General features: G+C 49.6%; 17 protein-coding genes. 10 read left to right on the top strand and 7 right to left on the bottom strand.

Annotated elements, in window-relative coordinates:
* Nucleotides 1-23: 23 nt before the first annotated feature.
* Together DFR42_RS24985 and DFR42_RS24990 are read left to right on the top strand one after the other, a co-directional pair.
* Nucleotides 24-1331: a hypothetical protein gene (locus DFR42_RS24985; protein WP_110257786.1), complete on the top strand. Its 1308-nt coding sequence runs from the start codon at nucleotides 24-26 to the stop codon at nucleotides 1329-1331.
* 224 nt (nucleotides 1332-1555) lie between these two features.
* Nucleotides 1556-2392, top strand: a complete 837-nt coding sequence (locus tag DFR42_RS24990; RefSeq protein ID WP_110257787.1) for an HDOD domain-containing protein — start codon at nucleotides 1556-1558, stop codon at nucleotides 2390-2392.
* 74 nt (nucleotides 2393-2466) lie between these two features.
* Here DFR42_RS24990 and DFR42_RS24995 read toward each other — a convergent pair whose 3' ends face one another.
* Nucleotides 2467-3540, bottom strand: coding sequence for an acyltransferase family protein (locus DFR42_RS24995; protein WP_110257808.1), 1074 nt, complete (start codon nucleotides 3538-3540; stop codon nucleotides 2467-2469).
* Between the two features lie 426 nt (nucleotides 3541-3966).
* Here DFR42_RS24995 and DFR42_RS25000 point away from each other — a divergent pair, with 426 nt between their 5' ends.
* The 5 genes from DFR42_RS25000 to DFR42_RS25020 all read left to right on the top strand — a co-directional run bounded on the left by DFR42_RS25000 (nucleotide 3967) and on the right by DFR42_RS25020 (nucleotide 8855).
* Nucleotides 3967-5292 carry an MFS transporter gene (locus tag DFR42_RS25000; protein WP_245937079.1) on the top strand — a complete coding sequence of 442 codons (1326 nt, stop codon included), beginning with the start codon at nucleotides 3967-3969 and terminating at the stop codon, nucleotides 5290-5292.
* Between the two features lie 175 nt (nucleotides 5293-5467).
* Complete coding sequence (locus tag DFR42_RS25005) at nucleotides 5468-5878, top strand: cupin domain-containing protein (RefSeq protein WP_245937080.1); 411 nt, start codon at nucleotides 5468-5470, stop codon at nucleotides 5876-5878.
* Nucleotides 5879-6019: 141 nt separating this feature from the next.
* On the top strand, nucleotides 6020-7093 hold the full coding sequence (locus tag DFR42_RS25010) for a sensor histidine kinase (protein WP_110257789.1): 1074 nt from the start codon (nucleotides 6020-6022) through the stop codon (nucleotides 7091-7093).
* Nucleotides 7090-7860, top strand: a complete 771-nt coding sequence (locus DFR42_RS25015) for a LytR/AlgR family response regulator transcription factor (protein WP_110257790.1) — start codon at nucleotides 7090-7092, stop codon at nucleotides 7858-7860. Before DFR42_RS25010 ends, DFR42_RS25015 begins: the two co-directional genes overlap by 4 nt.
* A gap of 131 nt (nucleotides 7861-7991) precedes the next feature.
* A complete protein-coding gene (locus DFR42_RS25020) occupies nucleotides 7992-8855 on the top strand; it encodes a DUF2306 domain-containing protein (protein WP_110257791.1) in 864 nt (287 codons plus the stop codon).
* A 168-nt stretch (nucleotides 8856-9023) separates the two neighbouring features.
* Here the strand turns inward: DFR42_RS25020 and DFR42_RS25025 are convergent, their stop codons facing one another.
* The 3 genes from DFR42_RS25025 to DFR42_RS25035 form a co-directional block, all read right to left on the bottom strand.
* Nucleotides 9024-9497 carry a Cif family virulence factor gene (locus DFR42_RS25025; RefSeq protein WP_110257792.1) on the bottom strand — a complete coding sequence of 158 codons (474 nt, stop codon included), beginning with the start codon at nucleotides 9495-9497 and terminating at the stop codon, nucleotides 9024-9026.
* A gap of 76 nt (nucleotides 9498-9573) precedes the next feature.
* The gene (locus DFR42_RS25030; RefSeq protein ID WP_211324417.1) at nucleotides 9574-10017 is read right to left on the bottom strand and encodes a GlcG/HbpS family heme-binding protein; all 444 of its coding nucleotides are present in this window, start codon (nucleotides 10015-10017) and stop codon (nucleotides 9574-9576) included.
* A 24-nt stretch (nucleotides 10018-10041) separates the two neighbouring features.
* A complete protein-coding gene (locus DFR42_RS25035; RefSeq protein WP_110257793.1) occupies nucleotides 10042-11052 on the bottom strand; it encodes a zinc-binding alcohol dehydrogenase family protein in 1011 nt (336 codons plus the stop codon).
* 129 nt (nucleotides 11053-11181) lie between these two features.
* On the opposite strand from DFR42_RS25035, the gene DFR42_RS25040 reads away from it, so the two are divergent.
* The 3 genes from DFR42_RS25040 (at nucleotide 11182) to DFR42_RS25050 (ending at nucleotide 16431) form a co-directional block, all read left to right on the top strand.
* Entirely contained in the window at nucleotides 11182-12078 is an 897-nt protein-coding gene (locus DFR42_RS25040) for a LysR family transcriptional regulator (RefSeq protein ID WP_110257794.1), read from the top strand.
* Nucleotides 12079-12345: 267 nt separating this feature from the next.
* Nucleotides 12346-16179 (top strand): ATP-binding protein, encoded by a 3834-nt coding sequence (locus tag DFR42_RS25045; RefSeq protein ID WP_110257795.1) that lies wholly within the window; start codon nucleotides 12346-12348, stop codon nucleotides 16177-16179.
* 36 nt (nucleotides 16180-16215) lie between these two features.
* On the top strand, nucleotides 16216-16431 hold the full coding sequence (locus tag DFR42_RS25050) for a DUF4287 domain-containing protein (RefSeq protein ID WP_110257796.1): 216 nt from the start codon (nucleotides 16216-16218) through the stop codon (nucleotides 16429-16431).
* Between the two features lie 80 nt (nucleotides 16432-16511).
* On the opposite strand, the gene DFR42_RS25055 is transcribed toward DFR42_RS25050, so the two are convergent.
* From DFR42_RS25055 to DFR42_RS25065, 3 genes are read right to left on the bottom strand one after another with little or no spacing between them, the layout of a single operon-like run.
* Complete coding sequence (locus DFR42_RS25055; RefSeq protein ID WP_110257797.1) at nucleotides 16512-17612, bottom strand: ABC transporter ATP-binding protein; 1101 nt, start codon at nucleotides 17610-17612, stop codon at nucleotides 16512-16514.
* An 11-nt stretch (nucleotides 17613-17623) separates the two neighbouring features.
* On the bottom strand, nucleotides 17624-19177 hold the full coding sequence (nagZ, locus tag DFR42_RS25060) for a beta-N-acetylhexosaminidase (RefSeq protein ID WP_245937081.1): 1554 nt from the start codon (nucleotides 19175-19177) through the stop codon (nucleotides 17624-17626).
* Complete coding sequence (locus DFR42_RS25065; RefSeq protein ID WP_170133673.1) at nucleotides 19174-19995, bottom strand: carbohydrate ABC transporter permease; 822 nt, start codon at nucleotides 19993-19995, stop codon at nucleotides 19174-19176. The genes nagZ and DFR42_RS25065 overlap by 4 nt, the downstream gene beginning before the upstream one ends.
* Nucleotides 19996-19997 lie beyond the last annotated feature (2 nt).

A 19997-nucleotide genomic window follows, 5' to 3' on the forward strand; every position in this document is an offset into this window, starting at 1 on the left:
AAAATAGATGGCGAGATAATCAATTGAAAGCTAAGCACATATTTCTGGCAGGCAGCATTTGCCTGATAACAAGCCTGCTGGCGAGCTGCGGCGGTAGCAGCAACAATAGCCTACCGCAAGCGCCATTGGTGGCTGGTCCGAGTTTGCGAGGTACTGCAGCAACAGGCCTGGCAATACCAGGCGCGACAGTCAGCATAAAATGCCGTGCGGGTACAGGCATCGCTGCGGAGACGACGAAAACTGCAACAGATGGTACATACGACATCACCATGAGTTCGGGCAGTTCACTACCCTGCTTGCTGGAAACCAGCAACCCTGCCAATACAAAAAAACTGCATTCCATCGCCATCAGTGCTGGCACCATCAATCTGACACCCTTGACTGAAATGCTTTCAACCAGGCTGATGCTGGCTGATATGAGCAAGGTTTTTGCCAATCCCGATTTCGATGCCATCAGCAAGACCGCGACAGTTGCCAATATCAAAGCAGCGCAAGCCGATGTCAGTGCCGTGTTAAGCGGTTTGATGGATACCAGTAGCCTCAGCGATTTTTTTAGCACTCCTTTGAAAGCAGCCACCAGCGCAAACCCAGGCGGCGGTGATACACAAGACAAAATCCTCGATACCTTGAATCTGGTGCTGGCCAGCAATTTGTATCAACCCATGTTGAACATGCTGACCAAAACCACACCCGGCATCATGGCATTTGGCCGTCCGGGTTGTGTAGTGATGGGTGAGGATGGGAAATCCTTGTCATGCAGCGGCCCGGGCTTGTGGGAAACCGCTGCCAGGATAGATGTATTCCCGGCGGCCCTGATACTGGAACCCGGTGGCAAGCAAGTCATCACTGCAAAAATCGATTATCTGCAAAACATCGATTACATTCGCCAGCCAGTCAAATGGCAAGTTGTGGAAGCCGATGGCGGCAGCATCAGCAGCAATGGTGAATACATTGCTCCCGGCAAGCCCGGTATTTATCATGTGCGGGCTCAAAGAGAAGATTTTCCTACCCTCAGCGCAACCGCACTTGTTGTAGTCAATAACACATCGCTCGGCTTTATACCCACGCTCAGCGTAGAACACCACATCGTCAACGTCATGCCGGGTGGAAGCATTACACTAAAAGCTGACATAAATTACCCGCCCAATGTCATGTACGTGCGCCAGCCAGTCAGCTGGAGCATGGTCGAAGCTGACGCTGGAGAAATCAGCCTGCAAGGTGTCTACACCGCGCCTGTAAAAAGCGGAATTTACCATGCCAAAGTACAAAGAGATGATTTTCCGTCTATATACGTAGTGGTGGAAATTTTGGTAAATTACCCCCCTGATTAAAACTTGCATGATTTTCCTGAACGCGTATGCTATTGGCAGGTTGGGAATGATTGCAAAATAAAGTTAAATTAGAAGTTGCTTTTGAGAATTTTTTGACTATCATGAAGGCAGTCGATCATTCCTCATGGCAACTTCTAGTATTATGTTTAGCCGCAAAGCGCGAGTTTATGTCGCAAGCAGGCCAATGAGTGGAGGAATCGCCAGATGATTACCGGGAGAAAGTCATGGACAGGTTGGAAATTTTTAAAAGCATAGCCGCAGAAGTCAATCGTGGGGATATAGTTTTCCCTACCAATGTGGAAGCTTCACTAAAACTACAACGTATTCTTGACGATCCTGATTGCCATATTGATACGGCAGCCAAACTCATCATGGCCGACCCTCTGTTGTCTGCACGTACAGTCGCCATCGCCAACTCGGCAGCTTATCGCCGCTCCACCAGTGAAATCACGCATGTCAGGCTGGCGGTAAACCGTCTGGGTTTCCGCACCCTGAAAGCCATGTTGGCAGCCGTCATCGTGCGTCAGCTCAATAGCAAGGTCAAAGACCCGGTTTTGAAGCATAAGGCAGACCGTTTGTGGGAGCATTCTGCCCATGTGTCTTCCCTGGCGCAAGTCATCGCCAAGCAAGTGACCAGGGTTGATCCTGAAACAGCCATGTTTGCCGGTATCGTCCATGAAATCGGTGGTTTCTACCTGATCTCACGCGCTGAAGAATTTCCTGGTTTACTGGATGGCGAACCAGAAATCTGGATCGAATATGGTGAACGCATGATAGGCCGCGGCATCATGCGCCAGTTGAATATACCTGAGAGTGTCATGAACGCCGTAGAGGCCATGTGGCACGGTGTTTGCGCCTTCCCGCCAGAATCCCTGGGTGACACCCTGATCCTGGCCAATGACATAGCACCTGTACTGTCACCATTGCATGATGTGGACAGGGAATACAATAAGCGCTTTGCCCGCCGCCTGAACTTTGATACCGAAGACAGCAGTTTCCAGATCATCATGGACGAGCAGGAAGAGCAAATTGATACTCTTGCTACCGCCCTCATGATGTAATTAATTGCAAGCACCCTGGTCAGCCTTGCACGGCTGTCCAGGGAGTACACCCACCGCACTCCCCTCCCTTAGATTCATATCGTAATCCGCCAGCCCTTTTTGTTCATAGCAAAAGTCAGGGCAGCAAACACCAGCGTAAATGCAGCTGCGTAGGCAAAGGATGAAGAATCCGCGCTGAAACGGCTGACCAGTGCCGGTGCAAATATTTGCTGGTAAATCAGATTATCCCAGCCCGTCCAGGCAAGTACGCAGGTTGCCAGCCAGGCTCCGGCATAAGCAGCAATAGCATTCACGCCAAAACTTTTTCCTATGGCTGGCCAGCCCTGCTTATCGATCAGCACGTGCATGACCAGCAAGAGCAATATCGCCCAGGCACTGGTCCAGCAAACGAAGGACGGTGTCCACAATTGCTTGTTGAAAGGCAGATAGGCAGCCCAGATCAGTGCCAGCAAAATCAAGCCAGCCGCACCAGCCAGCATTTGCTTCAGTTGACCATCACGCATGGCCCTGCCTGCCCAGACACCAAACAGCGCGCTGGCCATGGCCATCAGGGTCGACAGCAAACCTTCCGGTTCTTGCGCCAGACCGGTTTGCACATCATAGCTATAGGCCAGCTTGCCCAGTATGGCTGTATCTATCTTGTCCACCAGATTCAGGTGCGGTTCATAAGACCCGCCCCATGCGAGTAAAGCCCAATACGCCAGCATGGCAGCGATACAAATCATGACCTGTCTGGACAATTGCCGCACATGGATAATCAGGCAAGCCGCCACGGCATAACAAATACCTATACGCTGCAAGACTCCCATGAGACGGAAGTGGCGACCATCAATCAGTGCCCAGGCAATCAGGTGCAAGACCACGCCCAGCAAGAACATGCGCAGGCTGCGCCAGAGTATGCCCTTGCGCACGGCAGCTACATCCATGCCTTTGCCCAATTGCGCATCCAGCGACATGGCCAGAGAAGCGCCGAGTATGAAGAGGAAAAATGGAAAAATAAAATCGGCAGGTGTGCAACCATGCCATGCTGCATGCTCCAGCCATGGGAAAACATGCGACCAGTCACCAGCATTGTTGACAAAAAGCATGGCGGCGACCGTCAGGCCACGCATGGCATCCAATGCTGCGTAACGTTTTACTGTAGACATTTCCAATTTCTCCCTATTGCACTGAGACCAGTGCAGAAATACCAATTTATGCCTGCAACATTGCCTGCCTTCAGAAAAAGTCTGTTGGCGGGCCACACGCAGGATAATACCAGTGCTAAAATCTGACAAAGTGGTATTGAATCTGGCCTTATAGTACAAAGCCACGCATAAAAATCTTATTTCATAGTGAAAATATCGATGATATTTATGTGTGACGCTTATTATTACAGACCAATTTCAAGTGAGCCACATCTTACTGGCACTTAAGTGGCATTGCAAATATAAAACCAGTTGACCGGCAATTTTGTGGCTAGTATGTTTGTCACGCTGGCAGCCACAAGCAAAAATAACAGGCATGGCATACGCGGTTTTCAAGAACCATTGGATAGAAACAACAGAAATAACAGAGACGGCAGAGACAAATTCATGAGCATAGAAAAAACCAGGACTCCCCACCCCATGCGCTGGGTACCCACGCTATATCTTGCCGAAGGCCTGCCATTTTATGCAGTCGCCCTGGTGGCAAGCCTGATGTATAAAAGCATGGGAGTAGCCAATGAAAATATCGCTCGCTGGACTGGCTTGATTGGCCTGGCCTGGGTATTCAAGCCTTTATGGAGTCCCTTCCTGGAAGCAGCCAGCAGCAAGAAAGCCGTAGTTGTGGCATTTCAGTTGATAGGTGGCGTGGCGCTGGGCCTGGTTGCCGTCTCACTGCAATTACCCATGTACTTTGCCATCAGCATAGCCTTGCTGGGCATAGTGGCCATTGCCTCGGCTACCCATGATATTGCAGCTGATGGCTTGTACATTGCCAGTCTCAGCAACAAGCAACAGGCAGAATATGCGGGCTGGCAAGGCGCTTTCTATAACGCAGCAAAATTCATTACTCTGGGTGGTCTGGTCTACCTGGCGGGCTACCTTGAAAAACGCCTGGACCCTGCCCAGGCCTGGACAGTGATATTTGCCATCATGGGTGTCATGCTGGTAGTGCTGGGCCTCTACCATAGCTGGGCCTTGCCTGGCACAAAAAACACCAATACTGAAGCATCCATGCGCAGCGTCTTCCTGACTCTGCAGGATGTGATTATTGATTTCTTTAAAAAACCCGGCATCTGGCTGGCCATCACATTTATCATCCTGTTTCGCGCCGCCGAAGGCCAGATACAAACCATAGGCCCATTGTTTTTGCGTGAAGCAAAAAACCTGGGCGGTCTGGGTTTGACTACCGAGCAAGTCGGCCTGGCCTATGGCACGGCTGGCACCATCGCCTTTTTGGGTGGCAGTGTGCTGGGCGGATATTTCGCCTCCTGGCTGGGCCTCAAGCGCGCCCTGCCCTGGCTGATTCTGGCGATGAATGTCCCCAATCTGGTGTTCTTCTTCCTCAGCACTACTCTGCCTGACAATATCACCATCATCACAACTGCACTGGCGCTGGAAATGTTTGGCTATGGCTTTGGCTTTGTCGGCCTGATACTGTTCATCATGCAAGTTGTCGCTGTCGGCAAATACCAGACTGCTCACTATGCACTTGGTACAGGTGTCATGCAGTTGGGCTTTGTGTTGTTCAAAACCATCAGCGGTGACATACAAGTAGCACTGGGCTACAAGAACTTCTTCATCTGGGTTTTGCTCAGCGCCATACCGGTATTGGTCATGACACGCTTTGTATCCTTCGGAGACAGCGCCAATCATGGCAAGGAAACGGCAAGCAAAGATGCGCCAGACTCTTTGGTGAAAACAGCCGACGCCTAGTCATTGCTAACGGGGTGCGCTTAAAACACGCCCCCTGCATTACTGAGACTCCGGGAAACAACATCCGCGTAAAACAGCAGCATTTCAACTTGACTCCCAAGTCAAAAAGGATAGTAATTATGACCATGCGCAACGACGCATGATCATCATTAGCATCCAACATGGGAGACTCATCTTGCATCCGACCACCACAAAACACCTGCGTCAATTGACTGCCATCAGCCTCTTGCTGATCAGCAGCACACTGCTGGCGCAAAGCACTGGCATTACCCGCACCATCGTCACCAAGGCAGATTCATCCATCCCCGGCAAGGAAGACGTGATTGCCCGCGTAGAAATCGCCGCTGGTGCAGTGGTTGGCTGGCATACCCATCCCGGGGATGAAATCAGCTTTGTCATGGAAGGCGAAGCAGAACTGCTGGTTGCCAACCAGGCTGCACGCAAGGTCAAGGCTGGCGAAGGCTTTGTCATACCTGCCGGCGTTGTCCACAGCGCAAAAAACCATGGCAGTGTGCCCATCAAGCTGGTAGGTGTCTATGTCGTAGACAAGGACAAACCCCTGGCTAGCCCTGCCTCTGCACCATAATTCATTGCTGGAGTTACTGTCCTGCCACCTGGCAGGACAGGGTTCCCCCTCCTCCGTCGTTCAAGCCCCGAAAACCGTCATTAATCGCAAACCTGCGCTAGGCTGCTTGTTGAAATTTGTACTTCCCGCTATCTTGGCTACATGAAAACCGCCAACCCAACCACTCCACGCTGGCCTGCCCTGCCAAGACTGCGACAAATTGCCGTAGTGTTTATCATCAGCCTGCTGATCGCCTGGGTGACCACGCCAGTCTTCCAGTCACCTTTCTCGCTCGTACTCAAGCGTACCACCTTCATTGCCATGGTCATGCTGCTGGCGTTCACTTTCTCAGGCACCTGGCGCTTGCTGTGGTTGCCGCGCTGGATACCGCGCTGGCTGGTGAGGGTGACCGCTGTGTGCCTGCTGGCACCGTTTGCCAGCCTGACAGCCTATGTGGCGATAGCGGGTGGTTTCATGAACTTCATCAGGGCGAATAATCTCTTGTCAGGTTTTGCCACCAGTACGATACTTGCGCTGTTTTTTGGGTCCCTGGTCGCCGTCGCAGCGATCAAGCGCGAAGACAAGCAACGTGAACGTGCAGACCGGCTACAACTGGAACTGGAAAAGAACGCGCTCGAACGTGAAGTGCTGGATGCCCGCCTGCGCCTGCTACAGGCGCAGATAGAACCACACTTCCTGTTCAATACGCTGGCGAATGTGCAAGCCCTGGTCGAAGCGGGTTCAGAGAATGCAGCACCGGTCCTGCGTCACCTGATTGCCTATCTGCGCGCCGCGATGCCGCGCCTGAATGATGCGGAGGCAACGCTGGAAAACGAAATGCAGTTAGTCAGCGCCTATCTCGAAATCATGCACATGCGCATGCCTGACCGCCTGCAATTTGAGTTGAGACTGGCACCTGAATTAAAAGGCTTGCGCTTCCCTGCCATGGCCTTGCTGACCCTGGTAGAAAATGCCGTACGCCATGGCATAGACCCCAGCACAGAAGGTGGCAGTATCGAAGTCGGCGGCAAGCAGGACGCAAACAACATAGTGACGCTTTGGGTAGCCGATACCGGCATAGGCATGGCAGAAACTGCCATACCAGGTACTGGCCTGGCAAATGTGAAAGCAAGACTGCAAGCCTGTTTTGGCAAAGATGCGCGTGTCGATTTGCATGAGCAGACACTACATGGTTTGCGTGTTGAGTTAATTTTTCATCCGGAAGTCAAGGCATGACGCAAATTACAGCATTAATCGCCGACGACGAACCACTGCTGAGAGAACATCTGCGCACCAACCTGGCACGCTTGTGGCCGGAGTTGCATATCGTCGATGAAGCCCGCAATGGCCGCGAAGCAGTGGAGATGTTTGATATTCATCAGCCAGATATTGTCTTTCTGGACGTGCACATGCCGGGCTTGAACGGCATAGAAGCAGCAAGATCTATCGCACGCAGGGCACATATCGTCTTCTTTACTGCCTATGAACAATATGCAGTGCAGGCGTTTGAGCAAGGTGCTCTTGATTACATCGTCAAACCCATCATAGAAGCGCGCCTGGCAGATACCATCACGCGCCTGCAACAGCGACTGAAACAAACAACAGATATAAGTTCCAGCTATGAGGCTCTGCTCGACCGCATGGCCAGCGATATGCGCCAGCGCAGCCCAAAAACAAACTACCTGCAATGGATAAAAGCATCGGTAGGCAATAGCGTGCGCCTGATACCAGTAGAGCAAATCGCCTTCCTGCGCTCTGACGACAAATACACCCTGGTCGCCTGGGACGGTGGCGAGGCTCTGATACGCAAAAGCATACGTGAACTCAGCGATGAACTTGACCCCGACCGTTTTGCACAAACCCACCGCTCTGTCATCGTCAATCTGCACTATGTCAGTGAGGTCACACGTGGCATGAATGAAACTGCCGAACTGCATATACGCGGCCGCCCCGATGTATTACCAGTCAGCCGCAGCTATCTGCATCTTTTCAGGCAAATGTAGCGCCGCACTGATTTTCTCCAGTAACAAACCATAAAAGCAAATCCGCCTTTGCAGGCAGGCTTTGCACGCACACTCACGCCTGTTCGGCAGGATCAGACACAACCACGCACTTCAGCAAAAGGAGTTTTCAAATGACGCAAGACACTGTTTATGAAACGAATATATATTCTGCACAGGCCACACCTCTGGGAGCAAAATATGGCAATGAGAAACTCTCTCGTGTCGGCCTGAAATATGCCGCAGGACTGTGGTTCTCAGTCGCCATCATAGGCCAGCTATTATTCGTCTATTACATCCTTGGTTTTTATGTCCTGTCTGCGATGAAAGGCGATCTCGCTGCCTGGAGCAAAGTACTGCCCCACGGCTATATCAAGGGCGACAGCGCGGGCAATTTCGCCATTATCACGCACATCTTTCTGGCGGCCAGTATTACCCTGGCGGGCATATTGCAGATGATTCCGCAAATCCGCGCACGAGCACCAAAATTCCATCGCTGGAACGGCCGTATTTATTTATCCAGCCTCGTCATTGCTTCCACGACCGGTTTATACATGGTGTGGTTTCGCAATGGCGTGGGGGACTTTACCCAGCATCTTGGTGTCAGTCTGAACGCTGTATTAATCCTGGTCTGCGTAGCCATGGCCTTGCGCCATGCTCTCGCACGCCAGTTCGCCCTGCACCGCCGCTGGGCACTGCGCCTGTTCCTGCTGGCGAATGGTGTCTGGTTCTTTCGCATAGGTTTGATGTTCTGGATAGCCATCAATCACGGCCCGGCAGGTTTTAATCCCAAAACTTTCGAGGGACCATTTTTGAGTTTCATCTCCTTTGCCAATTCACTCATACCGCTGATCGTCTGCGAATTATATTTGCGTGCGCAAGACAGCAAAAACAAAGCCGCTCACTTCAGCATGGCCGGGGCGCTACTTGTATTGAGTGCAGCCAGCGGCATGGGCATCGTTGTGGCGTTTATGGGCATGTGGTTGCCGCGTCTTTAGTGGACTGTAACGGTGAAATCGAGAGTGAAAGACATGTGCCCGGCGAATCAGGGGAAGGCGCAAAGCACAGCGATAGTGGGACTATCGCGAGCATTTGTAACGCAGCCATAATCGTCGCGCACATGGAAGGCACTCCGATTTTCACTGTTACGGTCCACTAACCGTCGCTTATTGATTGCCGGTCACAGGTGACAGATGGATATGCTTCAATAGCCAGGCATTTTCTTTTTTAAACCACACCATCGTGATCAGCGATTTACCTTCGACCACTGCAACACCCGGCTTTGTAATAGCACCAACACGGGTACCAGTCACTATCGCTGCATCAACCGTGGCCTTGACTTGGATATCACCAAGACGCAAATCGATTTTCGCACCGGATTTGAATAGTCCCCCAAAGGCATTCGCGTCAAGTTGCAAGAGCTTGTCTGATTCAGCGACGAACTCAGTAAAACCTTCAGTATCAAGATAACTGGCAACTGCTACTAAATTACGCTGGCTGACACTGTTGAAAAAATCGACCGATGCGGCTTTTACGGCATCTGCCCCGCTGGTATTTTCTGCCCTGGCAACGGACATGCTCAGTATGAGTAAAACCGTAGCCAGAATGTTGACGAATGAGCGGTCAATGATGGTTGTCATGTTGTTTGATCTCTGTAGAAAAAGAGTGCATTGGGCTTTGAAGTGAAGGCATGCACTCTCAAAAAATGGTCTGAACTTATGCCTTCACTTCGAAGCCTAGCGCAGCCAGTGCAATTTCTGCCGCCTGCTGGTCTTGCAGTGCATTACCGCCTGATATACCTATGCCACCGATGACCTTGCCATTTTCAATAATCGGGCAACCACCACCAACCGCCACCAGGCGCGGCCTGTGGGCAAGCTGGGCCACCACATCATTGCTAATGATTGCTGTCCAGGTATGGGTAGGTAGGCCAAACGAGGCAGCCGTCCATGCTTTATCGATTGCCACATCCACCGTCAAAAATGCGGCAGTGTCCGCACGTTCAAATGCTTTCAGGTGACCTGCATTATCAGTCACAGCTATCGTGACATCGATACCGATATCGCGGGCTGCAGCACTGGCTGCAGTGATCAGGGCATGCGCAGCATCGCGGGTGATGCTGGGCGCTGCAAATGATTTATTGATGTTCGTTGCTTGCATAAAAACTTTCTGGCGGAATTTAATTTAGAAACCTTGCAACACAACTTTTCCTTGCGCCTTGCCGCTTTCTATCAGGGCATGCGCCTTGCGCAAGTTTGCCGCATTGATCTTGCCAAAATTCGCATTCACAGTCGTGCGTACTTTGCCTGCATCCACCAGTGCCGCCACTTCTGCCAGCAGCTTGCCTTGCTCATCCATATCGACGGTCTTGAACATTGAGCGTGTGAACATCATTTCCCAATGCAGGGAGATGGATTTGCCTTTCAACTGCATCAAGTCCAGCGCCACCATGTCGTCAATCACGGCCAGCTTGCCTTGTGGCTTCAGACTGGCGATGATTTCTGCATAGTGCTGGGCTGTCTGCGTCAGACCAGCGACGATATCGACTTCATTAATGCCTATGGCTTTCAATTCAACACTCAAAGGTTTCGAATGATCGATCACAGCATGCGCGCCCAGATCCAGGCACCACTGACGTGTCTCGGCACGTGAAGCTGTGGCAATCACACGCAATTGCGTCAACTGGCGTGCCAGTTGTATGAGGATGGAGCCTACGCCACCGGCACCACCTATCACCAGCAAGGTCTGGCCTGCGCCGCCATTCTTGGCGACACCCAGGCGTTCAAACAGCAATTCATAGGCAGTAATCGTTGTCAGTGGCAAGGCGGCAGCTTGTGCATCATCCAGCGTAGTGGGTGCCTTGGCGACGATGCGCTCATCCACCGCATGCAATTCACTGTTTGCACCGGGGCGGTCTATCGCGCCAGCATAGTAAACACGGTCGCCCGCTTTGAAATTGCTGACTGCCGCGCCGACTTCTTCAACGATGCCAACCGCATCCCAGCCCAGCACATTCAACTGGCCTTCAGCAGGTGCGCGGCCCAGTCTGACCTTGGTATCGACAGGGTTGACGGAGATGGCATTCACGCGCACCAGCAGGTCACGCGCTTCCAGTGCCGGTTTTGGCAATTCCACATCTTCCAGTGATGCAGTGTTATCGATAGGCAAAGAATGGCGATAAGCGATGGCTTTCATGTTGAGTCCTTGAGTATGTTGAGTATGTTAGGTATCGGTATGGTGTCCAGAAACATTTCCAGATCAGTGCAGGCATTGTAGAATCTGAAGCATGAATTGATAAGACCGATAAATAACTATCACTTTCAAATGAAAATTGAAAATCTCAGCGACCTGCATGTACTCGTGCAAACCGCACGCTGCGGCTCACTCTCAGGCGCAGCCAGCGTGCTGGGCATGACACCCGCAGCCGCCAGCGCCACCCTCAAGCGACTGGAAACCCAGTTGGGCACCCGTCTGTTTGAACGATCTACCCGCGCCTTACGCATCACCGCCCAGGGGCAAATCCTGCTCGACTATGCGCAAAGAGCGTTTGATTTGCTCGATGAAGGCGAATCCCAGGTATCAGAAGCCCGCACCGCCCTGGTCGGCACGATACGCGTCGCCGCCCCGTCCGACCTGACCCGCACCACCCTGCTACCGTGGCTTGATGAATTCCTGGCCCTGCACCCCGGCGTACAACTGGCATTGAATGTCGGTGACAGGCCACTCGACGTAGTACGCGATGAAGTCGATGTCGCAATAAGATATGGCACCCTGACAGACTCACGTCTGGTCGCCAGGGTACTGGCACAAAGCCGCCCCATACTCTGCGCAGCCCCAAGTTACCTGGCACGCCACCCCGCCCCGCAAACACCGCAAGACCTGACACACCACAATTGCCTGCTGTTCGAACGCAGCAGCCGCCTGCACAAAACCTGGCGCTTTGGGCAAAACGGCAAATGGAAAGAAGTCAGAGTAAAAGGCGACCGCAGCGCCGACGACGCCTCACTCGCCCGCATGTGGGCGATAGCCGGTGCCGGCATCATCTTCAAATCATTGATTGACGTTAGGCAAGAGCTGGAAGATGGCAGCCTGGTGGCGCTGCTGACGGACTGGGAGACGGAGGCTTATCCGCTGCATGCCTTGTTGCCGAGTGGGCGTTTCATACCGAACCGGGTGCGGGCGCTAGTGGAGTTTTTGGCGGGGAAGTTTGCCAAGTTATGAGTGAACAACTTGATCTAATTAAGATTACTGCAGTAGTTATTATTTAGCATCTTAGGTCGGCATACTTGCCGATAAGTTTCTTTATTACTTCACTCGATGCAAGATTGATCTTATCGCTGCAATAGACAGTGACTCATATATATTTTAAAGATTGATGCACATTTAAAGTTCATCATAAAAGAAACCAACTATCAAAGGCTGTCACATTAAATACATTTATAGTGTTATTTTTAGAGAACTAATTGGCAACCCCAAAAATTCTAATATATGCACCCTGTTTTCAGAGTCTCAAAACAAAATATCCAACAATTGGATGACAGCCAAGCAAGGGAGCTGATCTCTAGGCTGTGCCGCGCCGAAGTGCGCAAGAATAATGTTTCTTCTGCTACGGTAAGTTGGGGAGGCGATCAGCGCGCAAAAGATGGCGGAGTTGACGTGCGTGTAGTGATTGAGGATAAAAAAAACATAACTGGCTATATTCCTCGAAATAAAACAATCTTTCAGGTGAAGGCTGTTAAAACATTTACATCGGCATCGATAAATAAGGAGATGATGAAGCAGGGTAAGCTTCTACCACCCATAGCGAATCTAGCAAGCGATTCTGGTGCATATATTATTACTTCAACTAAAAGCGATGTAAGCGACAGCGCATTACGCGATCGCATAGCAAGCATGCAGTCTTGCATTGCTAAAGCTGGACTAAGTGGTCAAATTCATGCTGATTTTTATGACTCTCAAAAAATAGCTGACTGGACAGAACAATTTCCTGCAATTGTTATATGGATCAGATCCGTAATAGGGCAATCTATTGTTGGGTGGAAGCCTTACACAGCATGGGCGTACCGTGAAGACAATATACGGGCGGAATACATTCTTGATGACAAAGTAAAAGTCAAAGCACCTAATTCACGTCAACTTATTTCCATTGAGGAGGCAATCAGTCAGTTACGACAGGACCTACAAACGACTAGGTCATCAATCCGCATAGTTGGTCTTTCTGGCGTTGGTAAAACTCGCTTAGTGCAGGCTCTGTTTGATGAGCGTATAGTCCAAGAAGTAAATGCACTTGATCAAAATTGCGTTATTTATACTGACATATCTGATAATCCAACACCTCAACCTAACATGATGGTTGAGCTACTTCTTAACGAAACACAACATACAATAGTGATTGTAGACAATTGCGGCGCCGACACACACAGCAAACTCACTGAACTGGTCAAACGCCAAAACAGCAACGTATCTCTAGTCACCTTAGAATATGACATCCAAGATGACTTACCTGACGAAACTCAATGCTATCGACTCGAAACTTCATCAGAGGAATTGGTAGAGAAATTGGTTGCTCGCCGGTTCCCTGAATTGACACATAGCGACATTAAGAAGATTGCCGAATTTTCTGGAGGGAATGCACGTGTGGCCTTTGCATTGGCGGGAACATCAGAAGGCAAAGGACAACTGAGCAAGCTAGAAAATAATGAACTATTTAAGCGCCTTTTTTGGCAAAGCAATACGCAGGATGAGAATCTACTGCGAAGTGCGGAAATATGCAGTTTGCTATACTCTTTTAATTCAGAAGATATAAGTGATGAATCGGAGTTATCATTTCTTGCATCACTATGTGATATCTCAGTTCAAACTTTAAATCGTCATGTTATTGCATTACAAAAACGTGGACTGATACAGCAAAGAGGTAAATGGAAAGCCCTGCTCCCTCATGCAATTGCGAATAGATTAGCGGAACAAGCGTTAGAAAATCATGTATCTAATGTGCTAGGTGCTTTATTTTCCCATCAATCAGCAACTAGGATAATACAATCATTTTCACATCGTCTAAATTTTTTACACGAAAGCGATGAGGCTCGTTCAATCGTTTGCAATTGGCTTAACCCCGGTGGTAGATACGCAGACCTCAACAGTCTGGATACGATTGGGATTAAGATATTTCAGTTCATTGCGCCAGTTGATCAGAGCGTTACGCTCGCTGCATTGCTGCGAGCCAGTGAAATTGAAGAATTTATTTCTATAGAAAAATTCGAGCGATCATACTTCACAAAAATTGCTAAGTCTCTCGCCTATGAAGAGAATTTTTTTGATTCTGCGGTCATGATTCTATTACGATTTGCAAAAGTTGAGCCTTCGAACTTTACAAGAAGTCCAGCACGAAAAGATTTAGAGTCATTATTTACATGCTATTTATCAGGAACACTAACCCCTCCATCAAAAAGAGGGGAAATCATCAAAAAAATTCTTGACGATAGTGATGAATTCAAAATCCGGCTAGGCATTGACCTCATAATGTCTGCGCTAAAAACCAGAAACTTCACCTCGTACGGCCAATTCGACTTTGGAGCACATTCGCGTGGATATGGATGGCAACCAAAAAACATTGGTGACTTAAATGAATGGTTTAGTACATTTATTACACTTGCTCACTTCGCTGGAATGAGGCCTGATCCAGTAGGTGTGGAATTGCGTCGAATGTTCGCGAAACAGTTTCGAGAACTCTGGGCTTGTGTTCAAATTGATTTAAGTATTCAATTAATGGAAGTTGCTCAAGTTTTCCACAGCATTGACGGATGGCCAGGAGGTTGGCATGCAGTTCAAATAATTAAACGATATGACAGTAAAAGAATAAATTCTGATTCTCTCGAAAGGCTAAAACAGTTAGAAATATTGTTAGCCCCAAAAAATTTGAATGAAGAAATTCGGGTAACATTATTTTCTGGACGGAATTTTTTTGACTACGATGATGATATCGGCTCAAATGATAATAAGTATTATCGATTTCAATTAAAGCTTGAGCAATTGGGGAAACAATGTGCCTCTAGTGACATTCATTTAATTTATGAACTTCTCCCAGATTTATTAAAGAATGATAATCACAATAATGTTTTCGCGTTCTCGAAAGGTTTTTCAATCTCATTTGGCGACATAGAAACTTTACTTATAGCCATTAAGAAAACCATCAGAGAAATTGAATCAACTGAACTTGACTTGGCTTTTGTATTTGGGCTCATTAGTGGTTGGAATGAGCGAGATCCAGGCGCGGTTGCATTTTTTCTAGAAAATGCCGTTGAAGATGATACGTGGAGTCAGTTTTTCCCATACTTGCAGCAAGCCATTATTATCGACGATTATGGATATGAGAGATTGATAAAATCGCTCACACTAGGAAACGCGAAAATTTGGCGATTCAAGTGTTTACAAGGAGGACAAGCAACTTCGGCGCTCTCTGCAAAACAAATGATGACATTAATTTCTAAAATCGCAAATGACAAAGAAGGCGCAACTATAGCTATCGAAGTGCTTTATATGACGGTCCACAATGCATCAGAAAGAACAGATGAATACAAACTTGAACTAGCTGAACTTTGCATTCATTTTTTTGAGAATTTTGAATGGATGCGCATAGATAATAGGAATGCCAATTTAAGTTACCATATAAAAGACATTTTAGATTTCACTTTACGACCGCCATTGGCAATACAAAACATTGATTTGATGCTGAGTAGGTTAATTGATTTTGAGAGAAATACTTATAGATATCGATCACGTGTATATATAAAACCATTTTTTTTGTATCACACACACAAAACCTTGGACTGCATCTATCAGTCAGATGACGACGGTAGTTTTTCGACGGCTATCTATATGATGGACGACGATTTTTCTTTTGGTGATGATCATTTTTTTCAACCACCAGAAAATTTGGTTATTGAGTGGTGTCAAGTATCTCCTAACGATAGATGTATATTTATCGCAAAGATTTGCCAAATTTTTAAAAGCAGATCCGATGATATAGATGAGCAAAATAAAATAGGATTATCGGACATTGCAAAAAGCATCTTCGCCTTTTCTGATCAGAAAGAGATTATTTTGAAATGCTTTATCGATCGTTTCATACCTACATCATGGTCTGGATCAAAAGCAGCAATAATCAGAAACCGAATTTCTCTTCTAGACGAATTGAACCCAAATAAAAATCAGCATCTCCAAACACTTTTAGAAGCAGCTAAACATGATTTAGAAATGGATGCTGTAGCCGCAGCGAAAAGCGAAGATACTCAAGATCGGAGTCAAAATGAGCGATTTGAATAATTTTTATTAAATTAAATTTGCAATAGGAGAAGTTATATGTCAAACGAAGAAAAAGTCAAAGGCCCTGCTTCTTATTTTCCATCGATAGAAAAGAAATATGGCAAGCCCATCCAGCACTGGCTGGACCTGGTTCAGCAAAACAAAGGTTTAAAGCACATGGAAATCGTCAACAAGCTCAAGGCTGAACATGAGATGGGGCATGGTCATGCAAATGCCATCGTTGCTTATGCTTTGAGTGATGGCAAGAAGTAGTTTGCCGGTTGTGCTGACAGGCTTGTTGTCATTATCCTGGAAATTATTCTACTAGAATAATTTCCATCACCAACCCAATGTTATAGGCCTACCGCGATACCCTTGTTGTCAAACACATGGCACCTATGCCCCGGCAGTTGTATGCAAAGATCAGCCCCTGCATACAAGTCTGAAGTATCTGCTGGCAACTTGATAGCAAACAGATTTTCTTCGCCCGCCAGTGTCGCATAGACAATCGCAGCATCCCCCAGATGTTCAACAAAACTGATGCAGACTTCGAGCTGGTTGCTGTGCTCTGTGGTTTGTGATGCCAGCAGGATGTGTTCGGCCCTGATGCCGAGGCTGACTTCTTCGCCTGTCTGCAAATTGCTGGCATCAAGCTGGACGTTGATATGAGTGCCTGCGGCCAGTTGCAGCTCTACCACATTACCAAAATTGCGTAACACCCTGGCCTTGACGATGTTCATCTTCGGTGAGCCGAGGAAGCCTGCGACGAAGAGGTTGACGGGTTTGTCGTAGAGTTCCAGCGGTGCGCCTATTTGTTCTATCTTGCCGCCGTTGAATACGGCGATGCGCTGGCCCAGGGTCATGGCTTCTACCTGGTCGTGCGTGACGTAGATCATGGTGGCGGCAAGCTCTCTGTGCAGCTTGCTGAGTTCTATGCGCATTTGTACGCGCAGGCTGGCGTCGAGATTTGATAGTGGCTCATCAAACAAAAACAAGCCGGGCTTGCGTACGATGGCGCGGCCTATAGCAACGCGCTGGCGCTGGCCGCCGGACAGGTCACGCGGCTTGCGTTGCAGCAGGTGAGTCATTTGCAGGATGCTGGCAGCGTGTTGTACGGCTGTGTCTATCTCGGCCTTGTTCATGCTGGTGAGGCTTAAGCTGAAGGCCATGTTTTCATACACAGTCATGTGCGGGTACAGGGCATATGACTGGAACACCATGGCCAGGCCGCGTTTGGCGGGTGGGATATCATTCGCCAGTTGATTATCTATATGCAGTTCACCGGCGCTGATATCTTCCAGACCAGCAATCATGCGCAAAAGCGTGGATTTGCCGCATCCTGAGGGCCCGACAAAGACCATGAATTCACCATTGCGCACATGCAGGTCTATGCCTTGCAAAACCTGGTTGTTGCCATAGGATTTGCTGATCTGCTGCAGTCTGACTTCGGCCATCCCTGATTCCCTTAAGCCTGGACTACTGCAGCGCTGGAAAAACCCGCGACCGGTATCTGACCGCTGGCGACCACTTCTGCGGCAAACCATGCACGTGCGGCATCTATGGCTGGCGGTGCAAAGCCGTAGGTGATGAGTGCAGGTGCCTGAATGTCGAGCATTTGAAACGGGTTCCACAAGACCAGGTGCAGGTCTGGCTTCCAGGTATCGCGCACCTGTTTGCTGTAGCGTATGCGTACGGTCGATGCCAGCACGACAAAGCAGCCATCATCTGGCAAGGCATTCCAGTCAAAGCTGTCGGCATTGTCAAAGGTGACGGTATCAACATCGTACAGACTCTCCAGCATGGCGCTGACCTTATTGGCGGGGATGCCCGCTTCTGAGACGCCATCGCTGACGACGTCGGCGCTGATGACGAGACGCAGCTTGCTGCCCTTCGCAGGCGGTTGTGCATTGCCCTGGGTAGTCAGGCCACGCTTCCAGGCGCTGGACATGAGTATACGGTCTGCCATGTCGGTCTGGTAGGCGGTGTCTATGCAAGGATAGGTCTTGGTCAGGTCTGCCATGCGTTGCAGTTTTTGCTGCACTTCTGCGAGAGAAATCTGGCCTGACAAAATCACTTCGGTCAGGGCATTCAGGGTTTCCAGTTGTGTCTCTGTGGTGCCCAGTGCCATGACCATGTCGGCACCGGCCAGTAAGGCGCGCACTGCGGCATTGCCTACGCCATAGCGACCTGCAATCGCATGCATATCCATGCCGTCTGTAATGACTACGCCCTGGTAATTCCATTGATCGCGCAGCAGACCAGTCAATATGGGCTTGGACATCGTGGCAGGGTTTTCTGCATCCAGTGCGGGGTAGACGATATGTGCCGTCATCATCGCGGGTGCATTGCGGCTGACTGCGGTCTGGAAAGGTGCCAGTTCCAGCGCCTGCAATTCTTCCAGACTCTTGTTGACCGTTGGCAGGTCACGGTGGGAATCAACATTGGTATCGCCATGACCGGGGAAATGCTTGACGCAGCAGGCCACGCCTTCCGCCAGGCTGCCATCCATCCAGGCCAGGGCCAGTTCGCTGGCGCGTTTGGGGTCAGAACCAAACGAGCGTTCAGAGATGACGGGATTATCGACATTGTTATTCAAATCCAGCACAGGCGCAAAGTTCCAGTTGAAGCCCAGGGCCTTGACGCCGCGCGCAACAGCAGCGCCCACCTGGCGGCATAGCTCAGGATCATCGCTGGCCCCCAGCGACATTGCCGCCGGGGGCTGCGGTACCCAGGTGGAGCGCACGACTGCGCCCCCTTCCTGATCAATGCCGATCAGCGCCCCCTCCCCCAAGATAAGGCGCAGATCAGCCGTCAGTTTTTTCAGCTGGATTTCGTCAACCATGTTTTGCCTGAACAGGCAAATGCCACGGATATGATTGTCTTTTAAAAATTGTGCCGATGCCTCATCCAGGCTGGTGATGGGCATGCGTATCATCACCAGTTGCCCGGCCAGGCGGCGTGCTTCTTCGCGTGTCAGGGTTTGTTGCGTATTTTTTTCTTGCTTGTTGTCTTGCGTCATTTCACTGCTCCATCCATGCCGCGCATAAAAAAGCGCTGGGTAAATAAAAAGGCGACCAATATAGGTGCAACTGTCAAAATGGTTCCTGCCGCAATCACGCGGGTGCTGCTGCCGTAAGTGCCACGCAAATACAGCACACCGGCAGACAAGGGAAAATCTTCTGGCTTGCTGATGACTATCGATGGCCAGATGTATTCATTCCATGCCTCCACCGCAGTCAGGATGCCGACTGTCGCCAGCCATGGCGTGATCAATGGCAGGACGATGCGGTAAAAGATGATCCATTCACTGGCACCATCGACGCGGGCAGCGTCCAGCAGGTCTTGCGGCACTTCATCAAAAGCCTGCTTTAGCAAGAGTATAGAGACTGCTGTCACAATATTTGGCAGCACCACAGCGGTATAAGTATTCACCAAAGATATCTTGGTCATGGTGATGAAGTTGACCAGGAAATTGACTTCAGACGGCAAGATCATGGTCGCCAGTATCACACCCATGATGAGCTTGCTGCCGCTGAACTGCATGCGCGACAAAGGGTAAGCAGCGAGTGAGCACACGACCAGTTTGCCCAACACGGTCGCCAAAGTGATCAGCAAAGAATTCTTGTAGAAAGCGATGATGGGGATGACGCGGAAAGCCTCGACAAAATTATCCAGCGAAATACCACGGGGCCAGAAAGTGGGCGGAAATTCAAACAGATTGCCTTCAGTAGACATCGCCACCACCAGCGTCCACCAGAAAGGGAAAATACAGATGATGGCAATCAGGCTCAGCAAGCCATATTGCGAAACCGTGCGCAGTATTTTATTGATGTGCATGC

Source organism: Undibacterium pigrum (assembly GCF_003201815.1).
Taxonomy (GTDB): Bacteria; Pseudomonadota; Gammaproteobacteria; order Burkholderiales; family Burkholderiaceae_D; genus Undibacterium; species Undibacterium pigrum.